Genomic DNA, 22,256 nt, shown 5'->3' on the forward strand with positions numbered 1-22,256 from the left:
CGTTCGGGATCAGTGCAGTGGGCGCACGATCTGGCCGTCGCTGAGGTAAGCAACGCCCGCGGAAACAATTTCATCTCCCCGTTCCAGGCCGGAGCTGACCGGCATGTAGTCCCCCATCACGGTGCCGATTTCCACCGGCTGCCTGGAGACTTCTCCGGTTGCATCCGCAAATTTCCAGACGAAGGCATTACCCTCACCGTCAACGGCGACGGAATCGAAGGGCACCAGCAATTGCTCGCCCAGTTCCAGTCCCTGCGGCGAGAACCTGACGATTACCGACGCCGTCATGCCGGGAGAAAGCTGTTCGGCTCCGGCCTTGGGCATCGCCAGAGTTACCCTGTAGGTCTGGGTCACTTCATCCACCTGGCTGGAATGCTCGCGGTAGGTCAGCGGAAACCGCTTGTCGCCGAAGGCTGCAAACGTCGCCTCGATGGACTCCACGTCCTCTTCCGTCACACGGGCAAACAGGGCTTCGGCGACGTTGATGTCCACATGCACTTCGGAGACATCATGCACCTGAACCACCGGCGTGCCGACGCTGACGGTGGTGAAATTGTCGACGAGCCTTATGGAGACGATACCGTCGAAGGGCGCGCGCAGCTCGGTGTAACCGAGGTTCTGCTTGGCTTCCTTCAGCTCCTCCATGGCAAGGTCATGGACGTTCTTCTGCTCATCATAGGCCGCTTGTGAAATGATCGAGCGCTCGCGCAGGGTTTCCAGCCGGTCGAGTTCGCGCTTGGCCTGCTCGGAGCGAAAGGTGGCTTCGCGGACCGCCCGGTCGAAGTCGGTGGTGTCCAGCCTGGCGACCAGCTGGCCTTTCTTGACCCGCTGACTTTCCAGAACCGGAAGCTCGATGATCTTTCCGGGTACCTGGAAGGACAGGTCAACCGTCTGGACGGCCGCCACGCGACCGGCAAAGCGGCGCTCCAGCAATCCGACCTTGTCGGTCACGGTGAAAATTTTCGCAGGCCGCGGCGCGGCGTGCAGCTGCGCCTCGGCCTGTGCCACCGGATCGAGAACGTCTTCCTGACAGGCCGACAGGAACCATGCTGCGAGCAGGAGCGCGGCAAGGCGGGCGATGGTGGTTTTGCGAAGTGCGGTCATGTCGTGATCAATCCCGGTTCTTGTCTTTCTGCAGGCACAGGCGAAGTTGCTTGAAGACTTCCCGGCGCTCTTCCTCGGTGAAAATCGTTACACAATGGGCCTCGGAGAAATGCAGCCCCTCCAGAGAGGCCCAGATGGCACAGGCCTTGCCCATTTCTGTTGTTTCTTCCGCAATCGCCGCTTTCAGCCGCGTCTTGACTTCCATGAAGGGTTTGCTGAGATCGGGCCGGTCGACCTTCGTCGCCAGCATGGCCTGCGCAACGTCCTTGTGTGCGCGCAGCCAGCCTTCGGTGACGTCGATCATGGCGCTGAGCGTCGGACATTGCGACGATAGATGCTTTTCCCGGGCGGTCGCGATCTCGCCCTCGAACTGGCCGGCGAGAAACTCGACCATCCCGGTGATCAGCGCATCCTTTGTCGGAAAATTGTAGAGAACGCCGCCCTTGGAAAAGCCGCTTTCCTCCGCAACCGCATCGATCGTAAGGCTCGGCGCACCGGATCGCTTGACGACCTCCAGGGCAGCCTTGAGGATTTCCGACTTCGAATCCTGTGATTTTCGAGCGCTTCGCACAGCCATATTTATACCGTCCAGTCAGTACATATCTGCTGAGGATATAAACCGTCCAGCCGGTACAGACAAGTGGCATTTATTGCGATGCAGCAAATATTCCTGCCCATGGCTTATTCAGCCGGCCAGGAGAAAGGTTCACGTATGAGGAAAGCTCCGCCTGGCGGAGAGATCAGGCTGCGGCGCCCTTGATTCCGGTTTCAGAGGCAGCTCGTGCCGCTGCGGCGGCTTCCGCCACCTTCCGCTCGCGCTCACGCGCTTCGATTTCCGTTTGCTCGGCGTAGGCGATGAATTCGCCGGCAGGCATCGGCGCAGCGAAGAAATACCCTTGGGCGGCAGTCACGCCAAGCTCCAGGAGCCTTTCGATCTGCTCTTCCATTTCGACACCTTCGGCAATGATGCCCATGCCCAGATTGTCGGCCAGTTCGACCATGGAATCGACAATCGTGGTGGAGTTGTCATCGGAACTGATCGTGTCGATGAACATCTTGTCGATCTTGATGATGTCGACGCCGAGTTTCTGCAGATACGCCATGCCGCCGTGACCGGTGCCCACATCGTCCAGCGCGACACGAACGCCGAGCGCCTGGAGTTCGGCAATGATCTTGCGGGCAAGATCCATGTCTTCCAGCGGATGGCGTTCCGTCACCTCGACGACGATCTGCTGATAGGAGATATTGGACTTTTCGAAGATCGCCTTGATATCGGTCACGATCTCGCGGTCCAGAAAGTGTCCCGCAAAGAGGTTGATCGACAATTTGAGATCGGGATTGTCGCCGTAAAGTGTCCCGATCTCTTCGGCGGCCACCCGCATCATGTGCCGGGTCATATCGAAGATATGGCCATTGTTTTCCGCATAGGCCATGAACTGACCCGGCGAAACGATCACGCCGTTCGGACGTTTCCAGCGCATCAGCACCTCGCAACCGCGCAGGCGATGGCTCTCGATGTCCATGACGGGCTGATAATAGGGAATGAATTCGCCGTTGCGGATAGCCGCAATGAACTCGTCGTTCGCCTCGCTCTCGGGCCGCCAGGAGAACCACACCCCGATGGCGACGAACAGGACGGCGATACCCGCGCAAGCGGCGGCGGCCAGCACCTTGAGGTCCTGAACGGCCTGTCGTGCCGATGAAGCAGGCGCGGTGATCGTGGCCACGAGCGGATAAAGCTCGGAGGCGACCTCCACGTTCAGCATCTCTTCCGGATCGGAGCCAATGGAATTGTATCCGCCGACATTGTACCAGAGCAGATTGTTGCCCAGACGGAGCTCCGTTCGCCGGTAGGAGCGCAGATATTCCGGGCCCGGGTCCATGGCGATCACCGCGGGCGTCACCTCGGCGAACAGACGTGACTGGTTTTTCAGGTCCCAGCTGATCACTGCGGCATGGGCCCCAAGAAAGCTGCGCTCGAGCATGCCGATGCCCACCAGGGGACCGTCCACACGCAGCGGCGGCAGGATGACCTTTCCGGCCAGCTCGCGATCGGGAATGATGCACATGCGCTGACCGGAAGCATCGGCAAGGCCGATGGCGTCGATCATGCCGTGTTCAACGATCTGCTTTTCGAAAATGACCCGGTCTTCGGCGCTGCAGGTCTGAACATTGTCCCTGTCGAGCCGCTGCAACAGCGACACGGTGGTGCTGATAGCCTCTTCCGCCCGGTGGATCGAAACGTTGCCCATGGCCTTCATTTCGGTCACCGCACGCCGTTCCGCGTATTGGTTCAGGATTATATTGATTGCAAACAGAGGTGTGGTCGCCAGTACCAGGGCAACCATGACCGTCTTTGCAAAGCCAATATAGCGGAGGGACAAAACGCATGCCTGTTCTGTGAATAATCTCTTTCTGACAATCGCCGATCTGGGTAAACAAGGACTGAATATGCTGGTGTTTCATCCAGATCAAAGCCCTCTCCTGCGCAATCTGATTAGGATCGCGACGGGGGAAAACCCCCACCAGGTCATGAACTCGTAAACGCGCATGAACGCAGACTGATCCAGGGAGAACTCCATGCAGGCATTGTTTATCGGCCAGTCCTATATCGACGTCACCTTTCTGACCGACCGTCTCCCGACAGGCGATGAAAAGACGATTGCCGAGGATTATGCCATCAGCTTTGGCGGCAACGCGGTGACCGCGGCCTTCTGCTGCGCCAAGCTCGGGGGCAAGCCGGAGCTTCTGTGTTCGCTGGCCGATGACTGGCTGGCGCGCATGTTTCTGGACATGGCGGCGGCCTACGGCATCTCGGTCCATGGACGCAAGGTGCGCGAATCCTCCCTGTCCTTCATCATGCCGCAGGGTGGCAAACGGGCGATCGTCCGCTGCCGCGACAATGACTTTCTGCATCCCTTTCCGCCGCTGACGATCGCCGGCATGAAAGCGCTTCATCTCGACGGGCACATGCCGGACGCCGCGCAACACTACGCGGAAACCTGCCGGAACCTCGGCATTCTGACCTCATTGGACGGCGGTGCGGTCCGCGAGAACACGGACGAGCTGTTGAACCATATCGACATCGCGGTGGTTTCCGAGCGCTTCTGTCAGCAACTCGGCAAGACGACGGGGGAAACGCTGAGCTACCTGCGTTCGAAGAACTGTCCCGTCGGCGCCGTGACACTCGGCGAGCACGGCATGGTCTGGTACGAGGCCGGCGGTCCTGACAAAGTCCTTCCCGCCCTTTCGGTCCCCGCTGACAAGGTGGTGGATTCCAACGGTGCAGGCGATGTCTTCCATGGAGCCTACATCGCCTCTTACCTGCACTGGCCGGAGAACAGCTGGGACAAGCATTTCAGGTTCGCCCGCGGCGCCTCCTCCCATGCAATTCAACATCTCGGCAATGAAGCAAGCCTGCCTTCGATGGAAGATGTCGAGCGGGCCAATTCCACATTCCGTGAAAAGACAGCCGCGTGACCAGCGGCTTGCGGAGGCAAGCCCCGCCCCACGCGGCCCCGGCTTTCGCCTTGCTCCGCACTGGAACTTGGGCCATACCCTCTTAGGTTATGCAGGGATTACCCGACACGGCTAATGCCATCCGTTTTCTGGAGATTTCATGATGTTTTTCCGATCCCACCGGTTTGCCGCCGGTCTTGCTGCCAGCCTTTTCGCCCTTCAGGGCCTGCCGGCCCTTGCTTTCGAGCCGAGTGGAAACGAGGTTGCCGACGCTTTTCTGGAACTGCTGGATTCAGAAGAAGGAACCGTTGAGAGCTACGGTGCCGTCGATACGTCCGGCGACGCGGTATCGATCAGGGATCTCGTCATCACCAACGAGGAAAAGGATGATGCCAGGGTCACCATCGGCACCACGACGCTGACAGGTGGTGCCCTTCAGGAGAACGGCCGCCTCAAACTCTCCAGCCTCGATCTGGAAAATCTGGAATTTGCCGCTGACGACGGCGGAATGTCCCTGAAAAACCTGAAAGCAACCAGCCTGCTCCTGCCATCGGCCGCGGAAGTGAAAGCGGACAAGGCTCCGGTCAACCCGAGCTACAGCACGCTTGAAATCAGTGGCATCGCGATCCGCGACGAAAACGGACAGATTGCCGATGTCGAGAAAATCACCTCCTCGATCGACGCGATGGACGGGGACCTGCCGACGGCGGGAAGTTTTTCCGTTTCCGGTGCCAAGATCGATGTCGACAAGATCGAAGCCAGCGAGTCCAAATCGCTCAGCGAACTGGGTTACAAAACGCTGACGGTCGATCTCTCCGGGTCCGGCAAATGGGATCCCGAGACGGCAACGATCAGCGTTCCTGAGCTGAAGATCAACGCCCAGCAGGCTGCCAGCCTGTCACTGTCGTTTTCCCTGGGTGGCGTCACCCGGGACGTGATCATGCAGCTCAACCAGAGCTCCGGCGACCCTAAGGAGGCAATGACTGCCCTGCAGGCCGTCACGGTGCAGAAACTGGGCATCCGGCTGGACGACGATTCGCTGACGGGCCGCATCCTGGATGTCGAGGCCCAGAAGGCCGGTCTCGAAACACCTGTCTATGTCGAACGCCTGACCGGCAGCCTGCCGCTTATGCTCGGACTGCTGCAGAACAAGGAGTTGCAGGATAAGGTTGAGCAAGCGGTCACACAGTTTCTGACCACGCCGGACTCTCTGGAGATCAATGCGGCGCCGGGCGTTCCTGTACCTGTGGCGCAGATCATGGGAACCGCAATGTTCGCGCCGCACATGATCCCGCAGATCCTGTCGATCAGCATAGCTGCCAACGAGTAGGCCCGAACGGTAGCGACGGTTAAAATCCAAAAATGCCCGGATCAGACGATCCGGGCATTTTTCATTTCAGATCAGAAAAGACGCTTATTCGGCCGCTTCGCTGCGGTTCTGGAACTGCAGCTCGCACAGACGCCGGTAGATGCCGTCATGCTCGAACAGTTCGTTATGGGTTCCGCTTTCAATCACCCGCCCCTTTTCCAGAACATGGATCTTGTGAGCGTGGCGCACCGTGCTCAGCCGGTGCGCGATGACGAGGGTGGTGCGGTCCGCCATTAGCGTTTCCAGCGCCGACTGGATCTTGGCTTCCGATTCAGCATCCAGTGCGGACGTCGCCTCGTCCAGAAGCAGGATGGGCGCATCGCGCAGCATCGCCCGCGCGATCGCGACGCGTTGGCGCTGGCCGCCGGACAGACGTCCACCGCCTTCTCCGGCTGCCGTGTCATATCCGTTCGGCAGCTCCAGAATGAAATCATGCGCGTTGGCGGCCAGCGCCGCGGCCTCGATCTCATCGTGGCTGGCGCCCGGTTTGCCGACAGCGATGTTGTCGCGAATGCTCATGTTGAAGAGATAAGACTCCTGGCCGACGTAAGCGATGTTCCGGCGCAGTGACGCAAGCGAAACGTCCTTGAGCCCCAGGCCGTCGATGACGATGTCGCCACTCTGCGGATCGTAGAAGCGCTCGATCAGGGCGAAGACCGTCGACTTTCCCGCACCGGAAGCGCCAACCAGCGCGGTGGTCTTGCCGCCCTCGGCGGTGAGGGAAAGCCCCCGCAGGGCGGCGCCTTCTCCATAGGAAAAATGAACGTCCCTGAGAGCCACCTCGCCTTCGGTCACCTTGAGTTCCGCGGCGTTGTCGACCTGTTTAAGGTCCTGTTCCTCGTCGATCAGCTCATACATCAGCCGAACGCCGACAATCGCCTTGTTCAGGTTGACATTCAGCCGTGCGAGACGCCGGGCTGGATCGTAGGCAAGCAGCAACGCCGTGATGAAGGCGAAAAACGCTCCCGGATCCTTGTCGAGTTCGACGACCGAATAACCGCCGTAGAAGATGACCAGCGCGATGGCGAACCCGCCGAGGGTTTCCATCAGCGGTGAGGTGCGGGCCGTCAGCGAGGCGATCTTGTTGGACTGATGCTGCACTTCGGAAACGGAGACATCCATCCGCCGGTGCATCGCCGGTTCCATGCCGAATGCCTTGACGATGCGGATGCCGAGAACCGTTTCCTGCATGGTCGCGCCGATCTTGGCATTGGAAACCACCTGCCGCTTGGCATACGTCTTGACCCGCTTGACCAGAATACTGACGCCAATCACTGCAGGTGGCATGATCAGCAGAGCCAGAAAGCTCATGAGCGGATCCTGGACGACCATCACACCCACGAGACCGATCAGCGTCAGGACATCCCGGCCGAGCGTCAGGACAAGCATCTCGATAACGGAGCGCGCACTGCCAGCGCCGGTATTCACGCGGATGGTCAGTTCCGGCAGGGACATGCGGTCGAAATAAGACTGGTCCTGCTCGGTCAGACGCTTGAAGAGGCGGTTCTGCAGGTCGGCGACAATGGCGTTGCCGACACGGGACAGAACGACCATCTGGCCGTAGGTCGAAAAACCTTTCAGGGTGAAGATGAAGATGACCGCGCCGGCAATCGTGTAGATCATCATCTTGTCGCGGTTGATGAAAACCTCGTTGATGACATCTTTCATGATCCAGGCGCTGGCCGCGGTCGTGGCGGCGACCACCCCCATGAAGACGAATGCAAGAGCGTAGCGCGGGATATAAGCCCGGATGTTTTCGCTAAGCAGCCGTTTGATCAGCTGGACGGTTCCATCCGGATCTTCCCAGACCTGCCATTTCGCAGGGTTGAACACGAGGCGGTGCCTTTCCGTAATTTGCCGAACCCGACATGCGGGAGGCCGACTGAGCCAGCCTCGAAGCCCTCTTCCAGAGAGGTACTCCCATTTCATGCCTGGCCGCAAGTGGGCTCAGGTCACGCCGTGACCTGAGCCAGACTGTCCAGGGACCCGGGATCAGTCCTCAGGCAGGTTCAGGCGCAGGTGCAAATCGCGAAGCTGGGCAGGCGTCACGTCGCCGGGCGCGCCCATCATCAGGTCTTCGGCCTTCTGGTTCATCGGGAAGAGCATGACCTCCCGGATATTGGCCTCGTCCGCCAGCAGCATGACCACACGGTCGATGCCGGTCGCGGAGCCGCCATGCGGAGGAGCGCCATACTGGAAGGCGTTGACCATGCCGCCGAAACGCTTGTCGACCTCTTCAGCCGGGTAGCCGGCAATCTCGAACGCCTTGTACATGATTTCCGGCTTGTGGTTCCGGATCGCGCCGGACAGCAGCTCGTGGCCGTTACAGGCAAGGTCGTACTGGAAGCCGAGAACCTCGAGCGGGTCGCCTTCCAGCGCTTCCATCCCGCCCTGCGGCATGGAGAACGGGTTGTGCGAGAAGTCGATTTCGCCGGTTTCCTCGTCACGCTCATAGATCGGGAAGTCGACGATCCAGGCGAATTCGAACTTGTCCTTGTCGGTGTGGCCGAGTTCCTCGCCGATGATGACGCGGGCCTTGGCCGCGACCGGCTCGAACTGCTTCGGCTTGCCGGCGAGAAAGAAGGCCGCGTCGCCGATTTCGAGACCGAGCTGCACCCGGATCGCTTCGGTGCGCTCCGGACCGATGTTCTTGGCGAGCGGACCAGCCGCTTCCATGGAGCCGTCTTCCGCCTTGCGCCAGAAGATATAGCCCATGCCCGGCAAGCCTTCGCCCTGGGCGAACTTGTTCATCCGGTCACAGAACTTGCGGCTGCCGCCCTTCGGCGCCGGGATCGCACGGATTTCCGTGCCCGGCTGCTCGAGAAGGTTTGCGAAAATGGCAAAACCGGACCCGGCGAAATGCTCGGAGACGATCTGCATCTTGATCGGGTTCCTGAGGTCCGGCTTGTCGTTGCCGTACCAGAGTGCGGAATCCTTGTAGGAGATCTGCGGCCAGTTGCGGTTGACTGGACGGCCCTTGCCGAATTTCTCGAAACAACCGGCAATCACCGGCTCGATCGTGTCGAAAACATCCTGCTGGGTGACGAAGGACATTTCCATGTCGAGCTGGTAGAAATCGGTCGGCGAACGGTCGGCGCGCGGGTCTTCATCCCGGAAACACGGCGCGATCTGGAAATACTTGTCGAAGCCGGAGACCATCAGCAGCTGCTTGAACTGCTGCGGAGCCTGCGGAAGCGCGTAGAACTTGCCCGGATGCAACCGCGACGGCACCAGGAAGTCGCGGGCGCCTTCCGGCGAGGACGCGGTAATGATCGGCGTCTGGAACTCGTTGAAACCGATGGCCCACATGCGGTCGCGCAGATCGCGCACCACATTGGAGCGCAGGATCATGTTCTCGTGCAACTTCTCGCGCCGAAGGTCGAGGAACCGGTATTTCAGGCGCACTTCTTCGGGATAATCCTGATCGCCGAAGACCGGCAGCGGCAGTTCCTTTGCAGCACCGAGAATTTCCAGCTCGCGGATGAAGACCTCGATCCCGCCGGTCGGCAGGTCCGGATTGATGGTCTCGTCGGAGCGCTTCTTTACATTGCCGTCGATGCGGATGCACCATTCGGAGCGCACCGTTTCGGCCAGATTGAAGGCGGCCGAATCCGGGTCGACCACACACTGGGTCACGCCGTAATGGTCGCGCAGATCGATAAACAGCACCCCGCCATGATCGCGGACCCTGTGGACCCAGCCGGAAAGACGAATGGTCTCTCCCTCATCGGACAGACGGAGATCACCGCAAGTGTGACTACGGTAGGGGTGCATTCTCGTTCCTCGACAGTTCTTATTTTTGCATGGAAAACCAATACGGCCCGCCAGAGGCAGGCCGTGTCCGGCTGCAAAAGCCATGTTGCGCGGCGAAAGTCAAGGGAGAGGCTTGTGCGATGCTTGCCTATCCCCTTTCACGGCGGGTGACCGGACCCTTCGCTGAATGAGACCGGAAAATGCCCTGTTCAGGCATCCAGTGCTTGCAGCAACGGGTGCCACTGGCCGCGGATCTCGTGCGAGCGCCCGTCGGAAAAATCGAAAACACCGGAGCCTGCCGCCGCATGGCGGGCATAAAGCACCCGATCGGAAATGCGGGCAAGAAGCGGAAAGCCTTTCGCAGCGAAGGTCTTTTCCAGATCGGCGACCTGAGTCGAGCGGCGGTCGATCCGGTTGGCGACCACGAAGATCTCGGCCTTGCCCTTGCGGACGCGCTTGATGTCGGAAATCCCGTCCAGAAACTTCAGGGTTGCATCCCAGTCGAAGGCGGAGGCCAGGACCGGTATGACAATGTCGGAGGCCTCGGCAATGAGGTTTTTGGCAAGTTCGGAGCGCAGTCCGCCCGGGCCATCGATGACAATGGCGTCCAGTTTCTTGTCCTTGTCACCGATCGCTTCTTCCTTGCTCCAGTTGAGACTCTCGATCCTTGCAAGATTTTTCGGACGGCGCCTGACCCAGGATAGGCTGGATTTTTGCCGGTCCGCATCCGCCAGCGCGACGTCGTCGCCGCGGACCGCAAGAGCCACCGCAAGATTCGTGGCGATCGTGGTCTTGCCGCATCCGCCCTTCGAATTCACCACCAAAATCCTGCGCATCTTCTCTCCCCGTTTCCATTCTGTCCGCCGCGTATCGACCGCCCCAACATAGGCGCACTTATTGCGCCTTTTCAAGCGTTTCGGGATGTATTTTTTGCCATTTCGTGGCGACAAAGCGGCAGAACTCAGGTATAGCTTTTCATCACCATGCATGTGATTACAAAAACAAAAGACCTCGCCGCTGCCTGTCAGCGCCTTGCAGCCAACGACTATGTGACAGTGGACACGGAGTTTCTCCGTGAAACCACCTTCTGGCCCAAGCTCTGTGTGATTCAGATGGCCGGACCGGAGTTGGCCTTCATCGTCGACGCCCTATCCGAAGGGCTTGACCTTGAACCCTTTTTCGAGCTGATGCGCGACGATAGCGTGACAAAGGTGTTCCACGCCGCTCGTCAGGACATCGAAATCGTATATCATCTGGGCGGGCTCATCCCGGCGCCCCTGTTCGACACACAGGTCGCCGCCATGGTCTGTGGTTTCGGTGATTCCATTTCCTACGATCAGCTGGTCTACAAGGTGACCGGCGCCCAGATCGACAAGTCGTCCCGCTTCACCGACTGGGCGCGGCGACCACTTACCACCAAGCAGCTTGATTACGCGCTTGCCGACGTCACCCATCTGCGCGACGCCTATCAGTTCCTGAACGCCAATCTGGCGGAGCAGAACCGCAGCCACTGGGTGCAGGACGAGATGAAGGTGCTGACCTCGGTCGCCACCTACCGCACGGATCCCGACCAGGCCTGGAAACGGCTGAAGCTCAGGGTGCGCAAGCCGATTGAGCTCGCCGTCATGATGGAAGTTGCCGCCTGGCGCGAGACGGAGGCGCAGGCGCGCAACGTTCCCAGAAGCCGGGTGATCAAGGACGACGCGATCTATGAGCTGGCCGCGCAGCAGCCCCAGGACACGGAAACGCTCGCACGGCTGAGAACAATCCCGCGCGGCTTCGAACGCTCCAAGACCGCCGATGACATCCTGAAGGCCATCAAGCGGGCGCTGGAACTTCCAAGGGACAAGCTGCCCAGGCTGCCGAAGGGCCGACAGGCGCCCGACGGCTCGGCTGCGGCAGTGGATCTGCTGAAGGTCCTGTTGAAACTTGTGAGCGAAGCCAACGGTGTTGCCGCCAAGGTGATCGCAACGGTCGACGACCTTGAAAAGATCGCCGCCGACGATGAAGCCGACGTTGCCGCGCTGAAAGGCTGGCGCCGGGAACTCTTCGGGGAAACCGCGCTGAAACTCAAGCACGGCGAAGTCGCCCTCGCCTTCCGCAATCGTCAGATCGTCGCGCTCGATCAACCGCCGCAAGAGGATCTGGAAACCGAGGCGGCTGAGTAGTTTTTTGGCGGGAGGGGCCACCCTTCCGCCCGGGTTGCTGCAATCACGGTCGTATCGAGGGTTTTCTTGAGGAGCTGTTGACTTCAAGCGCCGATGATCCTGCCCCCGCTCACTGCCCTTCAGGTAAATCTCCATTGTGACAAGTGACCGTTCATGAATTGCGATTTTCTCTGGAACGAATATGAGCTGCTCTACAACACATATGAAAGCTTCAACGAGCAATCTTTGACATTGAAAAGCTGGTCGGTAACTGTCGGCCTGGCGGCGATAATCGCGGTCTACGCTGAAAAAGTCACCCTTTCCGGACGTGTCGCGATCCTGATAGCCGCATTTTCCGCAATACCCTTCTGGATCACGGATGCGTTCTGGAAAAGCTACCAGAATGGCTATGTCGCAAGACTGCAAGCGCTTGAGCTCATCAAGGATTGCTCAAATATCGCTGACTACAGGCTTGGCATCATCACGGACTGGCAGCTTTCCTACGACTGGTTTGACTGGTTGAGCGTGCTCTATTGGCCGAGTGTGGCCTTGCCGCATGTTTTCGTCTTGCTCGCAGGCCTGTATCTCGCCTGGAAGCATCCGCCCGCAGCCGCTGGCGGTCAGAAACAGATCCCCTGACGGCGAGACGACTTATCGACAGCAGTGCTCCACTTGTTGCGCGATGCACGCCAAACGTGGTGGGCCTAGCCTGCCTGCACAGTGACTGTCGTTTCGATCGCCTTGCCGAGCTGGTTGACGCGCTTGCGCAGACGTTCGCCGTCGAGCGCGGCGAGATCCTTGCGGAGCTCCAAAGTCAGACCGTCTTCCGTCCTGGAAATTCCGACCTTCGGCAGAAGGCCCGACATTGACGCGCTCAGAAGCGATGCGACGCGCAGGGCTGCGCCCAGCACCTTGGCCCGAATTCGCAGCCGATCGGTGAAAAGATGCAGGATGACCGGCGAGAGCGCCCCTTCCCGCAGGCCGTCGTGCCGATAGAATACGGCCGCAGCCAGATAGGCACGGCTGGCATGATCCAGCCCGACGAATGAAGCGTTGGAAATGATGTTGAGGCTCTGCTCGCCCCGGTAATCCGGATGCGCCCGCCAGCCGATGTCCGACAGCAGACAGGCGGCGTGCCGCAACCGGGTTTCGTTGGCGGTTTCCTCGATCTCCAGTTCCCTGAACAGGGTATCGGTCCAGGCGATCAGTTCTTCGGCATGGTCCGGTGAGCGGGCGCGCAGGATGCAGAGTTCACGGGCAGCCTCGATGACGGCATCGTGGGCCTGCATGTCCTGCGGCAGCTTTTCATGCAGCAGCCCCTCACGCACGCCGGTCGCGGAGAATACCAGCCGCTCGGCCTTCATGGCGGTCAGCACCTGTTCCAGCACGACGGCGCCGACGGGAACCAGGGGACGCCGCTGCTTGGAGACCACGTCCGACTGGTCGACGCCTTCAAGATTGGGCACGGCGATCTTCCGGCAGAACTCGATGGCCTCTTCCGCGCTGATTTCGTAGTTGTGCATTACATGCAAGGGGTACTTGTTCTGGATGAGATGCAGGCGGCCCAGGGAACGCCAGGTGCCGCCGACCGCGTAGAATGTCCGCTCTCCGGGCGCAAGATCGGGCCAGTCAAACCCCCTCAGCGCTTCCTCGGCGATTTTTCCGGCCTTGGCGAGCTTGCCGTCCGCTTCTTCGGACAGGCGCAGGCCGCCCAGCGGGAATGTCGCGCCGACACCCGGCACGCCCTGCGAGATTTCAACAAGCTCCAAGCTGCCGCCGCCCATGTCTCCGACGATGCCGCGCGGCTGCCAGAAGCCGGCGATCACCCCAAGCGCGGAATAGTAGGCTTCCTCGCCACCGTTGAGAATGCGCACCGGCGCATCGAGAAACGCTTCCACCTGACGCACGAACGCCGGCCCGTTTTCGGAATCCCGCGCGGCGGCGGTTGCCACGATATAGAGTTCCTTGCAGCCGGTATGTTCAATCAGGGCCTTGAAGCGCGCCAGTTCTCCAAGCGCCAGGTTGACCGAATCCTCCGCCATGCGTCCGGTCGCCGCGACGCCGCGGCCAAGGCCGGCAAGCAGCTTCTCGTTGAAGAGCATGGTCGGCGTGCGGGCAAGGCGCTCATAGATCACCAGGCGCACCGAATTTGAGCCGATGTCCACGACTGCCACCGGTCCCGATCCGTTGAGACGACCGCGGGCCGGCTTGAATGCGCGTGTCATGCTAACCTCGTTTTTGCCGTTTCAGGAACGGCTTTGGCCGATCGCTCTTCAGGGACTTGCCACGCCCCGACAAGGATGGATTGGTCATGAAATAGCGGTGCGCATTGAAGGCTTCCTCGTTTGCTCCCGGCAGAATCCGCTCGTGACTGCCATCGGCAAGGATGCGCCAGCTTTGCTGATTGTCCTTGAGATTGGCCACCATGATCTGGTCGAGAACCTGTTCGTGAACGGTCGGCGTCAGCAGCGGCGCCAGAACCTCGACACGGCGGTCGATGTTGCGCGGCATGAGATCGGCCGAGCCGATATAGACATGCGCTTTCGGCGACGGCAGACCATGACCGTTGCCGAAGCAATAGATGCGCGAATGCTCCAGAAACCGTCCGACGATGGACTTGACCCGGATGTTTTCCGACAGTCCGGCAATGCCCGGCCTGAGGCAGCAGATACCGCGAATGATCAGATCGATCTGCACACCCGCCTGACTGGCCCGGTAGAGCGCGTCGATGATTTCCGGATCGACGAGTGAATTCATCTTCATCCAGATCTGCGCCGGCTTGCCGTCCTTCGCATGCGTGATTTCCGCTTCGGTCAGCTCCAGCATGCGCCTGCGCAGATTGACCGGCGAAACGACGAGGTTGTTGAGTTCCGCCGGTTCCGCATATCCGGTGATGTAGTTGAACACCCGCGCCGCATCTTCCGCGATGCCCGGATCGTCGGTGAAGAAGGACAGATCCTCGTAGATCCGGGCCGTAATCGGGTGATAGTTGCCGGTGCCGATATGGCAATATGTCTTGAGCTGGCCCTGCTCGCGCTTGATGACCATGGACAGTTTGGAGTGGGTCTTCAATTCGATGAAGCCGAACACCACCTGAACCCCGGCGCGCTCCAGATCGCGCGCCCATTTAATATTGGCTTCCTCGTCGAAACGCGCCTTCAGCTCCACCAGCGCGGTGACCGATTTGCCGGCCTCGGCCGCTTCGGCCAGTGCCTTGACGATCGGGCTGTTGTTGGACGTCCGGTAGAGCGTCTGCTTGATCGCGACGACATCGGGATCGCGCGCGGCCTGGCGCAGATACTGCACGACCACGTCGAAGGATTCGTACGGGTGATGGACGACGATGTCCTTCTGATGGATCGCCGCCAGACAATCGCCGCCATGCTCGCGGATACGCTCGGGAAACCTTGCCGTATAGGGTTCGAATTTCAGGTCCGGCCGTTCCAGATCGACGATCTGGGACAGATTGTTCAGCGCCAGCAGGCCATTTGCCAGGAAGATCTCGTTCTCGCTCACCTGAAGCGCTTCCGCCACGAATTCGCGCAAGGCGGGCGGTGTCGTGTCCTGAATTTCAAGACGGATCACAGATCCCCGGCGACGGCGTTTCAGGGCGCTTTCGAAAAGGCGGACCAGATCTTCCGCTTCTTCCTCGATTTCAAGGTCGCTGTCGCGGATGACCCGGAACGCGCCCTTGCCGCGGATCTGGTAGCCCGGGAACAGCCGTCCGATGAAGAGGCTGACAACCTTTTCGATCGCGATGAAGCGGGCGGTGCTGCCGCCGCTGACCGGCAATTGCACAAACCGGTCGACCTGGTTGGGAATCCTCAGCAGCGCGATCATGCCGCGTCCGCCGGAGGTCGGAACCAGCTCGAAAACGATGGAAAAACCAAGATTGGGAATGAAGGGGAACGGATGCGCCGGGTCGATGGCGAGCGGTGTCAGAACCGGGAACACATAGGCCAGGAAATAGTCCTTCAGCCAGGCCCGGTCGGCATCGTCCAGCGTATCGCCCTTGAGGATCTCGATGCCCTTGTCGACGGTTTCACGGCGCAGCTCGCCCCAGATTTCCTGCTGGGACGCCTGCAGCTCCCGCACTGCCTCACTGATTTTCTGCAGCTGTTCGGACGGTGTCAGGCCGTCATCGGACAGGTTCATGACTTCGGCGCGATGCTGACCGCGCAGGCCGGCGACACGCACCATGAAAAATTCGTCGAGATTGTTGGCGGAGATCGACAGGAACCGGATGCGCTCCAGCAGCGGATGGCTCTCGTTCATCGCCTCTTCGAGGACCCGACGATTGAACTGCAACCAGGAGAGTTCCCGGTTCATGAAGCGGGCCGGAGACGTCGCCAGGTCGGCGCCGGTGTCTTCGGTTCGGTCAGCGGGCTGCCGGTTGGCCATATCGGCCTCGGGGCCAGTTGAAGACGGCAGAACGTCAGAAAGATCAGGAGTTTGATTCATCGCATCATTCCTTCTACCGGTCCGGAGCGCTCACTAGCATGGACTCCTGAGCAGGCAAATGACAGCCCCTTGGCAATTTGAGCGATCATGCGCCTTTATGCACATTTTCAAGAACACGGCCGACCAGCGGTTTGGTGATCCCGACGCGGCCTGCCAGCGCTTCCCGGTCGATTGCCTCCACCGCGCGCATGGCGACCTCCAGCGAACGTTCCATCCGCACGACGAGATAATCCACCACGCCGATATCCACGGAAATCTGGCGGTCGGCGAAGAGCTTGACCAGAACCCGGCGCAACAGATCGTCATCGGGTTCCTGAATTTCCACCGGAGTTGCGGCACGCAGTCGCGATAGGAGATCGGGAAGCGCGATATTCCAGCTTGCCGGCCAGGTGCGGCTGGTGATCAGAACGGTCCGCCCGGCCTGCCTGGAGGCGTTCAGCAGGTGGAACAGCGCCGTGTCGTCGACACCGCGATGGGCGTCCTCGACAATGGCTGCCGGGGCCATGGCCAGGGTTTCGACGTCGGCTTCCCGCAGATCCTTCGCGGCGATGACCGCCGCGCCTGTTTCGTCCTGAAAAGCCCTGACAAGATGCGTCTTGCCGGATCCGACGGGCCCGGCCAGTACCGCCACCGGAGACGGCCAGTCCGGCCAGCGCTCAAGAAGCTCGAACGCCGCCCGGTTCGAACTGCCAACGAGGTAATCCTCACGGCTGAGCGCGGCCTCATGCGGCAGGTCTAACGGCAGTTGGCGCGGTGGTTCCGCCATGGATCTGATACTTACTCTTTTACACTGTCTTCCCGAACCGGCGCCGGGTGGCCGGTTCCCCTGTACAAGGGGCTTGCTAGGTACTGCCTAAGGGCGAAGCGCGCAAGCACACCGATCATCGCAGCCGCCGGAACAGCGATCAACATCCCCACAAATCCAAAGAGATATCCAAAGGCGAAGAGTGCGAACATCAGCGTCACCGGATGAAGGCCCGTGCTGTCACCGACCAGCTTCGGCTGAAGAATGTTGCCTTCCAGGAACTGTCCAACAGCGAAAACCGACGCAACCGCGACAATCCACGGCCAGTCGGGCCAGAATTGCACCAGCGCCACACCAACGGAAAGCACAAGGCCAAGGCCGGCACCGACAAACGGAATAAAACTGACCAGTCCTGCCCCCATGCCGATCAGAAGGCCGAAATTGAGCCCGACCACTGCCAGCGCCACCGCGTAAAATGTTCCCAGGATCAGGCAGACGGACACCTGGCCCCGCACGAAGCCGGCGACGGCCGCATCCATTTCCGCGGCAAGTTCGCGGATCTGGTCCTGGTGGTCGCGCGGCAGCCAGCTGTCAATGCGTTCGACCATGCGGTCCCAGTCCAGCAGCAGATAAAAGGCAACCACCGGGGTGATGACGAACAGGGAGAGGATCGACAGAAGCGCCTGGCCACCACTCCACAACGACTGGGCCAGCTTTCCCACGAAGGACGCGCCCTGCCCGATCAGGTTGGTCATGGTCGCCTGCAGATCATCGGCATCGATACCGGCGGCAGCTGCAAGACCGGACCCAAAGTTTTTCGACAGCAGCCCCTGGAGCTGACGGACGAGGTCGGGAAAATTCTCCAGGAACTTGGCCAGCTGATCGCCGAGCACCGGCAACAGGAGAATGAAAAACAGAACCAGTATGAAAATAAAGCCCAGAAGGATGGTGAGCGTTGCCCACATCCGCCCTATGCCGATCCTTTCCAGCCGGTCGCAGACCGGGTCGAGCAGATAGGCGACCGCCATTCCGGCCACAAATGGCAGAAGCACGCCGGAAAACACATAAAGAAAGGCGCAGAATACAGCCAGGGACAGCAACCAGAATTGGACCTGACGGCGAAGGGTCATAAATGGCTCCTTGTAGATAAGGGGTCTAAAAAGTTTGTCCTTGTCTGCACATGGGATCAAACCCGTGTGCCGGTCAAGCCCGTCAGCCGGTTTCGATACGGGTGTGAATGGCGCCTCCGGCTGTTGCCGCTGCGTGACGAGAGACCGACTGCCCACTTGTTTTCCGAGGCACCAGACTGTAAGCCGCGTGGCACAGCCAAACGCACGAAGTTCCGGAGCGCCCCATGAGCCAGACCACCCCGCCCAGCAATGGCCTGACCTACGCGGATGCCGGTGTTGATATCGACGCCGGCAACGAACTGGTGAACCGCATCAAACCGCTGGTCAAGGCGACTTCCCGACCGGGCGCGGACAGCGACATCGGTGGCTTCGGCGGCCTGTTCGATCTCAAGGGTGCCGGATTTACCGACCCGGTGCTGGTGGCTGCCAATGACGGTGTCGGCACCAAGCTGAAAATCGCCATCGAAACCGGCCAGCACCGCACCGTGGGGATCGACCTCGTGGCGATGTGCGTCAACGATCTCGTGGTTCAGGGCGCAGAACCGCTGTTCTTCCTCGATTATTTCGCGACAGGCGCGCTGGACGTCGATACCGCTACAGACGTGGTCGCGGGGATTGCCGACGGCTGCAAGCTGGCAGGCGCCGCGCTGATCGGCGGCGAGACCGCCGAAATGCCCGGCATGTATGTGCAGGGCGATTACGACCTTGCGGGCTTTTCCGTCGGCGCGGTCGAACGTGGCGCGATCCTGCCGCGCAAGGATGTGGCCGAAGGCGATGTGCTGCTCGGCCTCGCCTCCTCCGGCGTTCATTCCAACGGCTATTCCATGGTTCGCAAGATCGTCGAACTATCCGGCCTGACATGGTCCGATGCCGCTCCGTTCGACAATGACAAGTCGCTGGGCGAAGCCCTGATGGTGCCGACGCGGATCTACGTCAAACCGCTTCTGGCTGCGCTCAGGCAGACTTCCGGCATCAAGGCGCTTGCCCATATCACCGGCGGCGGGCTGACGGAAAACCTGCCGCGCGTGCTGCCGGACAGCTGCTCGGCGCGGATCGACCTTGCTCGCATAGACGTTCCGGCCGTCTTCGGATGGCTGGCGGAAACCGGCGGTGTTGCGCAAGCCGAGCTGCTGCGCACCTTCAACTGCGGCATCGGCATGGTGGCGGTGGTCGCCGAAGACGAAGCGGAAGCCGTCTCCAGTGTCCTGAGGGACGCCGGAGAAACGGTGGCTACTATTGGCCGCATCGAGGCGGCGGGCGCTGCTCCCGTCCTCTTCGACAACGCCCTGGCTATCTCGGCGGGCTTTTCAAAATGACACGCCGGAAGACCGCCATCCTGATTTCCGGACGTGGCTCCAACATGGGCGCGCTGATTTCAGCGGCAATGCAGCCGGACTACCCGGCGGAAATCGCCCTGGTGCTGTCCAACCGGCCGGACGCTCAGGGCCTTCAGCGTGCCGTCGACCTGGGTATCGCGACCGCCGTGGTCGATCACAAGGAGTTCGCCGGCAACCGGGAGGCCTTCGAGCGCCAGTTGGACGCGGTCCTGAAAGAACACCGTATCGAATTCGTCGCCCTCGCCGGCTTCATGCGCATTCTGACGCCGTTTCTGGTGGGCGCCTGGTCGAACCGGATGATCAACATTCATCCCGCCCTCCTGCCCTCCTTCAAGGGTCTGGCCACCCATGAGCGCGCGCTGGAGGAAGGCGTAAAACTTCACGGCGCGACGGTGCATTTCGTTTCGGCGGAAATGGATGACGGTCCGATCATCATCCAGGGCGCCGTTCCGGTACTCGACACCGACACCCCGGATACGCTTGCTGCGCGCGTGCTGGAGGTCGAGCACAAGATCTATCCCAAAGCTCTGGCGCTGGTTGCCGGCGGCAAGGCCAGGGTCGCAGGGACGCGCGTCACGAGCGGCGGATGCGAAGCCGAGCCCGCAGACCTGGTGTGGCCCTGACGAGGGCAGGTGGAATCCTGATCGCGCTGCCCGCCTGACACCTGCCTGAAACAGACGAATGCCGTTCCCGGACTGCCTGTCCTTTTGTCGGGGCACAGGTGTCAGAGCGACCGCGCGCAGCAACGCGACCGCGGATCGCGTGTCCTCCCATACACGGTGAAACCTTCCGGAATGCGCTTCTGTTCCCGGACCCGTATTGGCTAAAGAGTGTTTCAAGGAAAGAGGATGCGACATGTCAAAACTGTCAGTATCATCGGCACACCCGGCGTGAAAGACGGCCATGAATGAACGGACATCAGCCATGAAGCACTACAAGATCGCGGCCATTCCCGCCGACGGCATCGGTCCGGAGGTCATTGCAGCCGGTCTGCAGGCTCTCGAGGCCCTGTCGCGACGGGATGGCGGCTTCTTGCTGGATGTGACGCCTTTCGACTGGGGCTCGGAGCGTTACAAGCGCACCGGTGCCCTGATGCCCGAGGACGGCATAGAGCAATTGAAGGCCTTCGACGCGATCTTTTTCGGCGCGGTCGGCGCTCCCGATGTTCCGGACCACGTCACGCTCTGGGGACTGCGTCTGCCGATCTGCCAAGGGTTCGATCAATACGCCAATGTGCGCCCGACCCGAATCCTCCCCGGCATATCGTCACCTCTTGAAGGTGTCGGCATCGGGGACCTCGACTGGGTGATCGTGCGCGAAAACTCGGAAGGCGAGTATTCCGGACATGGCGGGCGCGCCCACAGGGGACTGCCGGAAGAAGTCGGTACGGAGGTCGCGATCTTCACAAGGGCCGGCGTCACCCGGATCATGCGCTATGCCTTCCGCCTCGCGCAGTCCCGTCCCCGCAAGTTCCTGACAGTCGTCACCAAATCGAACGCGCAGCGGCACGGTATGGTCATGTGGGACGAGATCGCAGCCGAAGTCTCGCAGGAATTTCCCGATGTGACCTGGGACAAGATGCTGGTCGACGCGATGACCGTGCGCATGGTCAAGGACCCAAAGAGCCTCGATACGATCGTTGCCACCAACCTGCATGCGGATATCCTCTCGGATCTTGCCGGAGCGCTGGCCGGAAGCCTAGGCGTCGCCCCGACCGCGAATATCGATCCGGAGCGGCGCTTTCCCTCGATGTTCGAACCCATCCACGGATCGGCCTTCGACATCACCGGCAAGGGCATCGCCAATCCGGTCGCCACGTTCTGGACCGCTTCGCAGATGCTGGACCATCTTGGCGAAAACAACGCTGCGGAGCGGCTGATGCGTGCGGTGGAAAAGGTCTGCGAAGACGGCATTCTGACCCCCGATGTCGGCGGCACCGCGACGACGCAGGAAGTGACCGACGCAGTGTGCGAGGCCATTCGCAGCGAAAACATCTGAGCGTGGAGATCACCGGTTTCCCGGCGCTCTTCCCGATCAGTGTGGGCCGTCCCTGAAGTTCACCCCTCTTCGGTCACGACACCATCCATTGCGATGTCCCAGGGCAAGGGGAAAATCGTCGGTATGCGGCAGAATTCAAAACCCACACCAATCGTGAGAGGTTTCCTGTCGAAGCCTGCAAGGGTGCGGTCGTAGTATCCGCCGCCGTTGCCGAGGCGGAAATTGTCGCCATCGACGCCGACCAGCGGCGAGAGGATGATATCCGGAGTCTCGGCCTCGCCTGTGGCGGGGACCGGGATATTCCAGATCCCGCGCGTCATTTCACACCCCGGGCGCCAGGGCAGGAACTGGAGCGGAGTTTCCTTCGAGGTCACAACGGGAAGCAGGACGGTCCGGCCCGCATCACAGAGATCCGTCATCAGGGGCCGCAGGTCCGGCTCACCGCGAATGGGCCAGTAGACAGCGATTTTTCCGAAGGTTCTGTTTTCCAGAAACCGGTGCAGGTTCACGATCAGCGCCGCGGTCTTTTCCCGCCGTTCAGCGCTTTCCATCCGCCGCCGCTTTTCCATGAGGCGGGTGCGTTCGGATTTACGGAAACGGCTGACATCCCTGAAGGTCTGCGGATCGACGATGTGTCCGGCGACGATCTTGCAGGCGTAACAGACGGGATCACCGGGACGGTCTTCCTCTTCGCTCATCTGCTTTTTCCGAGTTCTTGCGTAACCGATTGTCACATGCTGTCAGGCGCGTGTC

Annotated in this window: 18 protein-coding genes; 7 read left to right on the forward strand and 11 right to left on the reverse strand. The window is 60.7% G+C overall.

The window, feature by feature from the left end; genetic code table 11:
• Positions 1-9: 9 nt before the first annotated feature.
• The 3 genes from Q1B40_RS12055 to Q1B40_RS12065 all read right to left on the reverse strand — a co-directional run bounded on the left by Q1B40_RS12055 (position 10) and on the right by Q1B40_RS12065 (position 3,452).
• Complete coding sequence (locus tag Q1B40_RS12055; RefSeq protein WP_299814401.1) at positions 10-1,104, reverse strand: efflux RND transporter periplasmic adaptor subunit; 1,095 nt, start codon at positions 1,102-1,104, stop codon at positions 10-12.
• Positions 1,105-1,111: 7 nt separating this feature from the next.
• On the reverse strand, positions 1,112-1,681 hold the full coding sequence (locus Q1B40_RS12060; protein ID WP_299814404.1) for a TetR/AcrR family transcriptional regulator: 570 nt from the start codon (positions 1,679-1,681) through the stop codon (positions 1,112-1,114).
• Between the two features lie 163 nt (positions 1,682-1,844).
• The gene (locus Q1B40_RS12065; RefSeq protein ID WP_299814407.1) at positions 1,845-3,452 is read right to left on the reverse strand and encodes an EAL domain-containing protein; all 1,608 of its coding nucleotides are present in this window, start codon (positions 3,450-3,452) and stop codon (positions 1,845-1,847) included.
• A 232-nt stretch (positions 3,453-3,684) separates the two neighbouring features.
• Between Q1B40_RS12065 and Q1B40_RS12070 the strand changes: the two genes are divergently transcribed.
• Entirely contained in the window at positions 3,685-4,584 is a 900-nt protein-coding gene (locus tag Q1B40_RS12070; protein WP_299814410.1) for a sugar kinase, read from the forward strand.
• A 139-nt stretch (positions 4,585-4,723) separates the two neighbouring features.
• A complete protein-coding gene (locus tag Q1B40_RS12075) occupies positions 4,724-5,893 on the forward strand; it encodes a hypothetical protein (RefSeq protein WP_299814413.1) in 1,170 nt (389 codons plus the stop codon).
• An 84-nt stretch (positions 5,894-5,977) separates the two neighbouring features.
• Here the strand turns inward: Q1B40_RS12075 and Q1B40_RS12080 are convergent, their stop codons facing one another.
• The 3 genes from Q1B40_RS12080 to Q1B40_RS12090 all read right to left on the reverse strand — a co-directional run bounded on the left by Q1B40_RS12080 (position 5,978) and on the right by Q1B40_RS12090 (position 10,521).
• Positions 5,978-7,765: an ABC transporter ATP-binding protein gene (locus Q1B40_RS12080; protein ID WP_299814416.1), complete on the reverse strand. Its 1,788-nt coding sequence runs from the start codon at positions 7,763-7,765 to the stop codon at positions 5,978-5,980.
• Between the two features lie 159 nt (positions 7,766-7,924).
• Positions 7,925-9,706 (reverse strand): aspartate--tRNA ligase, encoded by a 1,782-nt coding sequence (gene aspS / locus Q1B40_RS12085; protein ID WP_299814419.1) that lies wholly within the window; start codon positions 9,704-9,706, stop codon positions 7,925-7,927.
• Between the two features lie 188 nt (positions 9,707-9,894).
• The gene (locus Q1B40_RS12090) at positions 9,895-10,521 is read right to left on the reverse strand and encodes a ParA family protein (RefSeq protein WP_299814422.1); all 627 of its coding nucleotides are present in this window, start codon (positions 10,519-10,521) and stop codon (positions 9,895-9,897) included.
• A 147-nt stretch (positions 10,522-10,668) separates the two neighbouring features.
• Here Q1B40_RS12090 and rnd point away from each other — a divergent pair, with 147 nt between their 5' ends.
• Together rnd and Q1B40_RS12100 are read left to right on the forward strand one after the other, a co-directional pair.
• Entirely contained in the window at positions 10,669-11,853 is a 1,185-nt protein-coding gene (gene rnd, locus Q1B40_RS12095) for a ribonuclease D (RefSeq protein ID WP_299814425.1), read from the forward strand.
• 153 nt (positions 11,854-12,006) lie between these two features.
• Positions 12,007-12,471 (forward strand): hypothetical protein, encoded by a 465-nt coding sequence (locus tag Q1B40_RS12100; RefSeq protein WP_299814428.1) that lies wholly within the window; start codon positions 12,007-12,009, stop codon positions 12,469-12,471.
• A 65-nt stretch (positions 12,472-12,536) separates the two neighbouring features.
• Here the strand turns inward: Q1B40_RS12100 and Q1B40_RS12105 are convergent, their stop codons facing one another.
• From Q1B40_RS12105 to Q1B40_RS12120, 4 genes are all read right to left on the reverse strand, one after another.
• On the reverse strand, positions 12,537-14,057 hold the full coding sequence (locus tag Q1B40_RS12105) for a Ppx/GppA family phosphatase (protein WP_299814431.1): 1,521 nt from the start codon (positions 14,055-14,057) through the stop codon (positions 12,537-12,539).
• 1 nt (position 14,058) lies between these two features.
• A complete protein-coding gene (locus Q1B40_RS12110) occupies positions 14,059-16,233 on the reverse strand; it encodes an RNA degradosome polyphosphate kinase (protein ID WP_299814928.1) in 2,175 nt (724 codons plus the stop codon).
• Between the two features lie 145 nt (positions 16,234-16,378).
• Positions 16,379-17,059: a DnaA/Hda family protein gene (locus Q1B40_RS12115; RefSeq protein WP_299814434.1), complete on the reverse strand. Its 681-nt coding sequence runs from the start codon at positions 17,057-17,059 to the stop codon at positions 16,379-16,381.
• Between the two features lie 11 nt (positions 17,060-17,070).
• Positions 17,071-18,168 (reverse strand): AI-2E family transporter, encoded by a 1,098-nt coding sequence (locus Q1B40_RS12120; RefSeq protein ID WP_299814437.1) that lies wholly within the window; start codon positions 18,166-18,168, stop codon positions 17,071-17,073.
• A gap of 224 nt (positions 18,169-18,392) precedes the next feature.
• Between Q1B40_RS12120 and purM the strand changes: the two genes are divergently transcribed.
• From purM to Q1B40_RS12135, 3 genes are all read left to right on the forward strand, one after another.
• Positions 18,393-19,484: a phosphoribosylformylglycinamidine cyclo-ligase gene (gene purM / locus Q1B40_RS12125; RefSeq protein WP_299814440.1), complete on the forward strand. Its 1,092-nt coding sequence runs from the start codon at positions 18,393-18,395 to the stop codon at positions 19,482-19,484.
• Entirely contained in the window at positions 19,481-20,128 is a 648-nt protein-coding gene (purN, locus tag Q1B40_RS12130; RefSeq protein WP_299814442.1) for a phosphoribosylglycinamide formyltransferase, read from the forward strand. The genes purM and purN overlap by 4 nt, the downstream gene beginning before the upstream one ends.
• Positions 20,129-20,429: 301 nt before the next feature.
• Complete coding sequence (locus Q1B40_RS12135) at positions 20,430-21,503, forward strand: tartrate dehydrogenase (protein WP_299814444.1); 1,074 nt, start codon at positions 20,430-20,432, stop codon at positions 21,501-21,503.
• A gap of 59 nt (positions 21,504-21,562) precedes the next feature.
• Here the strand turns inward: Q1B40_RS12135 and Q1B40_RS12140 are convergent, their stop codons facing one another.
• Positions 21,563-22,201: a 5-formyltetrahydrofolate cyclo-ligase gene (locus tag Q1B40_RS12140; protein ID WP_299814446.1), complete on the reverse strand. Its 639-nt coding sequence runs from the start codon at positions 22,199-22,201 to the stop codon at positions 21,563-21,565.
• Between the last annotated feature and the right edge of the window lie 55 nt (positions 22,202-22,256).

The organism is uncultured Roseibium sp. (genome assembly GCF_947496995.1).
In the GTDB taxonomy this organism is placed as follows: domain Bacteria; phylum Pseudomonadota; class Alphaproteobacteria; order Rhizobiales; family Stappiaceae; genus Roseibium.

Excerpts from the sequence above, each read along its gene's own strand:
- Q1B40_RS12055 (WP_299814401.1), bottom strand. The coding sequence starts at position 1,104 with ATGACCGCACTTCGCAAAACCACCATCGCCCGCCTTGCCGCGCTCCTG.
- Q1B40_RS12060 (WP_299814404.1), bottom strand. The coding sequence starts at position 1,681 with ATGGCTGTGCGAAGCGCTCGAAAATCACAGGATTCGAAGTCGGAAATC.
- Q1B40_RS12065 (WP_299814407.1), bottom strand. The coding sequence starts at position 3,452 with ATGGTTGCCCTGGTACTGGCGACCACACCTCTGTTTGCAATCAATATA.
- Q1B40_RS12070 (WP_299814410.1), top strand. The coding sequence starts at position 3,685 with ATGCAGGCATTGTTTATCGGCCAGTCCTATATCGACGTCACCTTTCTG.
- Q1B40_RS12075 (WP_299814413.1), top strand. The coding sequence starts at position 4,724 with ATGATGTTTTTCCGATCCCACCGGTTTGCCGCCGGTCTTGCTGCCAGC.
- aspS (WP_299814419.1), bottom strand. The coding sequence starts at position 9,706 with ATGCACCCCTACCGTAGTCACACTTGCGGTGATCTCCGTCTGTCCGAT.
- Q1B40_RS12090 (WP_299814422.1), bottom strand. The coding sequence starts at position 10,521 with ATGCGCAGGATTTTGGTGGTGAATTCGAAGGGCGGATGCGGCAAGACC.
- rnd (WP_299814425.1), top strand. The coding sequence starts at position 10,669 with ATGCATGTGATTACAAAAACAAAAGACCTCGCCGCTGCCTGTCAGCGC.
- Q1B40_RS12100 (WP_299814428.1), top strand. The coding sequence starts at position 12,007 with ATGAATTGCGATTTTCTCTGGAACGAATATGAGCTGCTCTACAACACA.
- Q1B40_RS12105 (WP_299814431.1), bottom strand. The coding sequence starts at position 14,057 with ATGACACGCGCATTCAAGCCGGCCCGCGGTCGTCTCAACGGATCGGGA.
- Q1B40_RS12110 (WP_299814928.1), bottom strand. The coding sequence starts at position 16,233 with ATGGCCAACCGGCAGCCCGCTGACCGAACCGAAGACACCGGCGCCGAC.
- Q1B40_RS12115 (WP_299814434.1), bottom strand. The coding sequence starts at position 17,059 with ATGGCGGAACCACCGCGCCAACTGCCGTTAGACCTGCCGCATGAGGCC.
- Q1B40_RS12120 (WP_299814437.1), bottom strand. The coding sequence starts at position 18,168 with ATGACCCTTCGCCGTCAGGTCCAATTCTGGTTGCTGTCCCTGGCTGTA.
- purM (WP_299814440.1), top strand. The coding sequence starts at position 18,393 with ATGAGCCAGACCACCCCGCCCAGCAATGGCCTGACCTACGCGGATGCC.
- purN (WP_299814442.1), top strand. The coding sequence starts at position 19,481 with ATGACACGCCGGAAGACCGCCATCCTGATTTCCGGACGTGGCTCCAAC.
- Q1B40_RS12135 (WP_299814444.1), top strand. The coding sequence starts at position 20,430 with ATGAAGCACTACAAGATCGCGGCCATTCCCGCCGACGGCATCGGTCCG.
- Q1B40_RS12140 (WP_299814446.1), bottom strand. The coding sequence starts at position 22,201 with ATGAGCGAAGAGGAAGACCGTCCCGGTGATCCCGTCTGTTACGCCTGC.